This is a genomic window from Paraburkholderia bryophila, from assembly GCF_003269035.1.
Lineage (GTDB): Bacteria > Pseudomonadota > Gammaproteobacteria > Burkholderiales > Burkholderiaceae > Paraburkholderia > Paraburkholderia bryophila.
The window spans coordinates 1-6,744 of the sequence record NZ_QLTK01000061.1; the positions used below are offsets into that span (position 1 = coordinate 1).

Genomic DNA, 6,744 nt, shown 5'->3' on the forward strand with positions numbered 1-6,744 from the left:
CGAACTGATGCTGTCGCTGGCGCGACGCATCGTTGATCGGCGCGTGCTGCATCTGATCCAGATGTGGCTGGAATGCCCCGCGGAAGAAACCGATAAGCTGAACCGTACGCTGCGCGGCTGGGCGAACTACTTCAAGGTAGGCTCGGACAGACGCGCGTATCGGGCGCTCGACAACTACACGGCTACGCGGTTGCGTCGGTGGTTGCGCAACAAGTACAAGGTTCGACGTTCGAGGGGCGGGAGTTATCCATCCTCACACCTCTACGGGCACTTCGGTCTCGTGCGTCTGACTGGTCCATGGTTGTGAACCTGCCGTGTACGAAGGCGTGATGTTATGTCCGAGAGCCGGATGCGGGAGATCTGCATGTCCGGTTCGATGAGCGGGATGTGGAAACGGGGTTAGGGCGAGGTTACTCGGGCACCGCCAGACGAAAGAGGCGGCAACAGACAAACCGAACCTACTGCTACCGCGCCACATCTCGACTCTACCGATCACGGTCTTTCGTGCAACACCGAGGCGCCGGGGGCGAGCGGATTGCCCGGCTCGGTGCTTGAGGCGTTTTGCGCTTATATCGCACCCATCGCCGGCACGTCACGTCACGATACCCCTCGCGTGCCCGACTTCAGAAAAGTGTCGTCTGGCGATGGTCACGCTTGGGCGGTCGCGACGGTTTCGCGCTTCGGGCCCTACGCGCAGACGTACGCCTGGCCGCCACTCGCCGCAAATGCGCAATCAGATGCACAGCATTCCCGCCCACAACAAGTGTCAGGAGGAAATGGCCCGTCTCTCCAGGCGCACTCGCACCGTGCGCGCGCAGTGACGGATGCAGCGCATGCCGTCGCGCGCGGGCGATCAGTTGTGCCCGGCTCATCCCCGGCTAGCAGTCCGCGACAAGCCGTTTGATCGCCTCGTGCAACGCTTCTGGCGCAACGTCCGATGGAAGCGCTAGGGCGACAAGTTCAAAGGTATCAGCCATACCCGAGATCCGAAGACTGTTTCAACAGATTGCGCCGCCGGGGCCCGACCGCACGGGTCCAACCGCGCCCTGACCGACACCCACGAGAACATGCGCCGCGCCCGCGCGTTGATGCCACCGGACCGGCGCTGGGATGCCCGCCAGTTCTTCTCTGCATACACCCCTGCGGCACCGAGGCATCGCCCGAGGTCCAGCAGCGCGCTGCGGATTGACCTGCTCACACCTCTGCCATGCAACGCCTGGTCGAGCCGGTCCAACCGTTCCATCAGCCCTTCGTTTCCCGTTCCCGGCTCATTCACCTGCTGCTTCATCAGCCCGCTCTCCGTTCCTGGTCAGCCGTCTGTTGCCCTGACTGTTCACCATTGTCGTTCAGGTCCAGCGAAATCTGCTTTGTCCTGCGCATACCTGAGCACCGGATCCGGTGACGGGCCACCTGCGCCCGTCGCGCACGAGTCTCATTGATCGCAGAGCAGATCCCCGAACAGATCCGGTGTCGCGCCGGGCTGCTGCACTGACAGGCCTCCTTCGCGCACCTGGACCATCACATGGTCAGGCAGCCATCGCTTTTCCATGGCCTCGATGCCGCTCTCGATCATCTGCTTGAGGAAAAACGACTGGCTCCGTCCCGTGACTTCGGTCAGCAACCTGAGGCGCTGCTCGAGCGCCAGCTCGACGCGCACACCGATCACCCGTGATCCGATCCCTGGACTTCTTCCCAAAACTCCATCTCCTCGCTGTCGCTGTGTTCGATACCGTCTGTCGCACGCCGTGCACGGTGCGTCACGCGCCGGCGCATCCGCGCGCTGTTGTACCACAGACGGCCGGGGACAGGCGAGGTCTCCCGCGGCAGGCCCTGTGCCTGCCGTTTTCGATAGCAATCCAGGGGGGGCATGGTTCCAGAAAAACGCATCGCAAAACAGCACTATTCAGATAAGTATTCTTATCACAATAGCATCATTATTGTGCCAAACTGGCGTCTATGAAAACGCGCCTGACTCCGACACCTTCGCCCGAACCGCGCTCGGTGGATTTCCCCGATGCCGACGAGCTGGCCATGCTGCGCGCCTGGTACGCCGGTATGCCGGTTCGCAAAGCCGCAGATCGCTATGTGCCGGATCGAATCGCGGCAGGGCAGTCGGCACGCGGCCTGCTTGGCGGGCTTCGGCGGCGGCTGGCGAAGTTCGCGCGACAGGTCTGCCGGCCGGATCTCGCTGCTGTTTTCGAACACCCTGACGGTGAGCGTTTACGGGAAGCGAGGGCGGTCGCAGATGCGATCGAGATCCTGCGGCACGCGCGCATGCCGACTCCGCAGATCAGTGACGACATCGGCATCTGGCTGCCGGCACAAGCGGTCGCCACCCTGCGCGCGCACGCTATTTCGACGCTGGCTGACCTGACGTTACAGATTCCGCGCCGGCGCCAATGGTGGAAATCCATTCCCGGGCTCGGCGCTGCCAGTGCGCGTCGCATCGAGGCGTTCTTCGCCGCGCACCCCGCGCTGACCGAGCGGGCGAGGGCGCTTATTGCCGTCTCGCCGGCCAGCGGCATCGTGCCGTGGGAACAGCTGCGGCTACCTCACGAGGTCGACGGTTCGGCCGGCGCCTATCGCGCGCCGCGTGCCACCTGCACGCTCGATGCCAACAACGATTACCAAGCGGTGCAGGCGTGGCTTTCGCTGCACGAGTCTGCGGCGACGCGGCGCGCGTACCGCAAGGAAGCCGAGCGGCTCATCCTGTGGGCGATCGTCGAGCGGGGGCGGGCACTGTCGTCGCTCACGACTGAGGACGCCGTCGCCTATCGCGCGTTCCTGCGCCGGCCGACGCCACGGGAACGCTGGCTGGGACCGGTCCGGCCGCGCGGTGCGCCCGACTGGCGCCCGTTCTCGGGCGGCCTGTCGGCCCGCTCGTCCGCATACACGTTATCCGTGCTGGGCGCGCTGTTCCGGTGGCTCATCGAGCAGCGGTATCTGCTCGCGAATCCGTTTGCCGGCGTCAAGGTACGGGGCAGCGCCCGCGCGGGCGTGCTCGACACGTCGCATGTCTTCACTGAAGGGGAATGGCTGCTGATCCGGACGATCGCCGACGGCCTTGAGTGGTCATATGGGTGGGCGCCCGAGGCGGCGCAGCGACTGCGCTTCGTCCTCGACTTCGGGTATGCGACGGGCCTGCGGGCAAGCGAACTGGTTGGCGCGACGCTCGGTGATATCGAGACCGACGCGCGCGGCGACCATTGGATCAGGGTCGTCGGGAAAGGACGCAAGGTAGCCAGGGTCGCCTTGCCGCCGCTCGCCCGCACAGCGCTTGATCGTCACCTGGTCGAGCGCCGGCTACCCGTGACGCCCAGCCGCTGGCACCCGGACACACCGTTGATCGCGAGTCTCGCCGAAGACGTTGGGGCGCGCATCACCAGTGTGCGGCTCTGGAGCGTGCTGCGGCGATTCTTTGCCAGGGCTGCCGACATCGTCGAGACCGACAGCCCGGCGGTTGCACAAAAACTGCGGCAGGCGAGTCCGCACTGGATGCGCCACACGCACGCCACCCACGCGCTCGCGCACGGTGCCGAACTGACCATCGTGCGCGACAACCTCCGTCATACCTCGATCTCGACGACGTCGATCTACCTGCATGGCGATGATGTCAAGCGGGCGCAGCAGATCGCGGGCGCGTTTGGGAACAGATGAATACCGGGACGGTAATGGCGAGCGATGGGATCAACTGGGCCGACGGTTGTTTTACCCGCCCGACTTGAACCGGCCGAAGCCCACGTCCTTTCGGTGCCGGGGATTTTCCGAGGAAGTCGGGATTCTCGCGACTGTCGGCAGGGTTCGCTTCGTGTCGCCGGCAAACTTCCTCGTAATGCCTGAGAATGCAGCACCAAATTCTCGGGATTTACGATGGCAAAGCCTCCAGTTATCGAAGCTCATCAGCTTCGTCATGTGCTGACAGTCGCGGCGGTCACGGGTCAAAATCCAATCCGCGATGTCGTGCTTCTGCTGCTCTTTTACGGTACTGGTTTGATGCCCAACGAGGCAGGCAAGCTCCTTGTCTCCGACTATCTGAAAGCAAACGGGTCTGTGCGTGTCGATTCGGCTGTTCGTGCCGAAATCGCCTTTAACGGCAAGGCTCGACCTTTGGTGTGGGCGAACGCAAAAACCTGCCGAGCGATTGACGACTACCTCGCGTACCGACTTGTGGCGCGGCACGGAGTTACAACCTCTCCGGCCGCATATCGCGGGCTCGACCAACACGGTCCTCTACTCAGGGCGAGCGACGGAGAGCCATTCAGCTTTACGCGACGCGTAACGGGAACCGGCGTGATCAGCTACTCGTGCGAATCGCTCACGGAGATTGTCCGGCGACTGCATCAACAAGCCGGGATCGAGGGCGGTAACGCATCGGCGGCTCGGCGGACGTTCGCTGCGCGACTCCATCGGGACAGTCGCTCGCTAAAACTCATTCAGGAACTGATTGGAGATTCCTCGCTGTCTGCCGTTAAGAACCTTATCGACGGCGATCCGGTGCGACTATCGGCGATTGTAAGCGGGGTGATTTGAGGGCGCCGAACCCTCTGGTGGGTGTTCCTTTCGCCCTTGCATCTTCCGCCGCCTTACCTTAAAGTAAGGAGTAATCGGAGGGTCACTATGACAGCAGCAACCATCACATCGAAGGGCCAGGTCACGATCCCGGTGGACGTGCGTAACCAGCTTGGCTTGGAAGCCGGCGACCGAATCGAATTCAGTTTCAACGAGGAGACGGGCCGGTACGAGGTGTACCCGGCCACTCGCTCGCTTGCGTCCCTCAAGGGCATCGTGAAGAAGCCTGCCAAGCCGGTGTCTATTGAGGACATGAACCGCGCCATCGCCGAGCAGGGGGCATCGGCGCGATGATCGGACTGGATACGAACTTGCTGGTCCGCTACTTCGCGCAGGATGACGCGGCGCAGTCGAAGAAGGCGACGGCGCTTATGGAGTCCTTTTCGGCCGAACGGCCGGGCTACGTCTCGCAGGTTGCGCTAGTCGAGGTCGTGTGGGTGCTCGGGCGCTGCTACAGCGTCGAGCGAGGTCAGATGAAGGACATCATCGAATCCATGCTTGGCACGAAGGAACTGATTGTCGAAGGTGCGGACACGGTGCGAAAGGCACTCCGCGTGTTCGCGGCATCAGACAAGGCGGATTTCGCGGACTGCCTAATCGAGCGTTCAGGGTATGTAGCCGGGTGCGAGTACACGGCTACTTTTGATGTGGCGGCCTCGAAGGTCGCAGGGATGCAGTTGATCAAGTAATGACGGCGCGAGCCGATAAACTGGAAAACAAGGGGTAAAAGGAAATGACTAAAGACCAGCATCTCGAAGATCAACAGCAACGGTTTCGCGAAGACAACAACCAGTTGATAGCCTTCGACGCGGCGGTTCTGATTCAGCGCGGTTATACGGAAGAAGCCGCGCTGACCAAGGCTTGCGAGATTAACGAAAACCAGCAGGAAGCGCTCGGCGATCCGACTGGAGTATTGGCAACGCTTGCGGAAGCGCGATCGCCTAACGCGCCGTCCGATCAGGTTGCCCAGACCAAAGCGATCGCCGCGCGACTCCTCGGCAAGTTGGACGACGCCGAATAAGACGGAAAAGAACGATGACGAGTCTCGCAACGCTACTGCCACAGGTATTGCCCGGTGCGATCGGCTGGGCGCAGGAACAAGAGTTGAAAGCGCTTGCAACGGGTGCCGCTCTCACGCCACAAGGCATCGCTGACGCACGCGCCCTCGGGGTTCTAGCGCCCGAGAAGATTCGTGTGGTCATCGCGCCAGCCCTGCCGTTGCCTGACGATGCATGGTTGCGGAGCGTCGCGTTAGGTACCGGGCTGCTAGGACCAGGCTTCACGGGGCTTACGTTGGGCTACGCGATCTTTATCGTTCATGGCCACTTGACACGCCGGCTGCTGACGCACGAATGCCGACACGTCCACCAGTACGAGATAGCTGGCTCGATAGCTGCCTTCTTGCCGGCATATCTCGGTCAAATTGCGACAGTCGGCTATGACGCGGCCCCCTTCGAAGTCGACGCTCGTCAGCATGAGATCCTTTAAGCACGGGAAAACACATGCAGACCTCCCCCGTATTCCCGGCCGCATAGGCGCTATCTGAAACACGTGCTGCGCACGTTGGCACAGGATGTGGCGATCGGCGTTCTATCGGATGAGGACATTCCGGCTATACGGGAATGGGTTGCCTCCGTGCTCAACACAGAAGAACGCATGGCTTGAAACGTTGGGTTAAGGCCGTGCTGCTTGGTGTTTAAACAACCGGAAAGACATTGAATCAGACCAAGCCTGCCAAGTGGATGTTGCTTAAGCGACGACTCACGCCCTACTGGCAATCGCAGTAGAGAACGTCATCCCCACTGCGCGTGCGGATTCGGCGATTACCCGCGTCGCGCTTTGCGATCCCTGGAGTTGCCCCTGTAACTCAGGACACTCGGACACCGTTAAGTTGATGATGCAGCAGTTCGCCGGAACTCGCGGGGCGAACGGTACTTCAATGCCTTATGCGGGTGGCGTTCGTTGTAGTGTTCAAAGGCACCGGCCAGATGCGAGAGCGCGGTTGGTACATCAGGCTTGTGCATAAAGGCAATGTAATCGTGCTTGATTGTCTTCACGAACGACTCGGCCATGCCGTTACTGTTGATTTGCACGGAATCCTGACCCACCCTGCGTAGTAATTTGCATCGAATATTGACCCACGTAGAACACTGACCTGCTCGGCAACGGGCGGGG

9 protein-coding genes are annotated in these 6,744 nt (G+C 61.8%); 7 read left to right on the top strand and 2 right to left on the bottom strand.

The annotated features are described in order from the left end of the window. Window positions 1–307, top strand: a 307-nt coding sequence (locus tag BX591_RS35490; protein WP_276330802.1) for a group II intron maturase-specific domain-containing protein, incomplete at its 5' end; no start/stop codon positions are given. A gap of 1,125 nt (window positions 308–1,432) precedes the next feature. Here BX591_RS35490 and BX591_RS35500 read toward each other — a convergent pair. Further along, window positions 1,433–1,666 carry a hypothetical protein gene (locus tag BX591_RS35500; protein ID WP_244147212.1) on the bottom strand — a complete coding sequence of 78 codons (234 nt, stop codon included), beginning with the start codon at window positions 1,664–1,666 and terminating at the stop codon, window positions 1,433–1,435. Window positions 1,667–1,956: 290 nt separating this feature from the next. Between BX591_RS35500 and BX591_RS35505 the strand changes: the two genes are divergently transcribed. The 6 genes from BX591_RS35505 to BX591_RS35530 all read left to right on the top strand — a co-directional run bounded on the left by BX591_RS35505 (window position 1,957) and on the right by BX591_RS35530 (window position 6,057). After that, the gene (locus BX591_RS35505; protein WP_111935964.1) at window positions 1,957–3,657 is read left to right on the top strand and encodes a site-specific integrase; all 1,701 of its coding nucleotides are present in this window, start codon (window positions 1,957–1,959) and stop codon (window positions 3,655–3,657) included. 213 nt (window positions 3,658–3,870) lie between these two features. Continuing rightward, window positions 3,871–4,530: a site-specific integrase gene (locus BX591_RS35510; RefSeq protein ID WP_111935965.1), complete on the top strand. Its 660-nt coding sequence runs from the start codon at window positions 3,871–3,873 to the stop codon at window positions 4,528–4,530. An 87-nt stretch (window positions 4,531–4,617) separates the two neighbouring features. After that, window positions 4,618–4,863 (top strand): AbrB/MazE/SpoVT family DNA-binding domain-containing protein, encoded by a 246-nt coding sequence (locus tag BX591_RS35515; protein ID WP_111935966.1) that lies wholly within the window; start codon window positions 4,618–4,620, stop codon window positions 4,861–4,863. Further along, window positions 4,860–5,258 (top strand): PIN domain-containing protein, encoded by a 399-nt coding sequence (locus BX591_RS35520; protein WP_111935967.1) that lies wholly within the window; start codon window positions 4,860–4,862, stop codon window positions 5,256–5,258. The genes BX591_RS35515 and BX591_RS35520 overlap by 4 nt, the downstream gene beginning before the upstream one ends. A 44-nt stretch (window positions 5,259–5,302) precedes the next feature. Further along, the gene (locus tag BX591_RS35525; RefSeq protein WP_111935968.1) at window positions 5,303–5,590 is read left to right on the top strand and encodes a hypothetical protein; all 288 of its coding nucleotides are present in this window, start codon (window positions 5,303–5,305) and stop codon (window positions 5,588–5,590) included. Between the two features lie 14 nt (window positions 5,591–5,604). Then, complete coding sequence (locus tag BX591_RS35530; RefSeq protein WP_111935969.1) at window positions 5,605–6,057, top strand: hypothetical protein; 453 nt, start codon at window positions 5,605–5,607, stop codon at window positions 6,055–6,057. A gap of 398 nt (window positions 6,058–6,455) precedes the next feature. On the opposite strand, the gene BX591_RS35535 is transcribed toward BX591_RS35530, so the two are convergent. Next, on the bottom strand, window positions 6,456–6,744 hold a 289-nt coding region (locus tag BX591_RS35535; RefSeq protein WP_244218706.1), incomplete at its 5' end, for an integrase core domain-containing protein.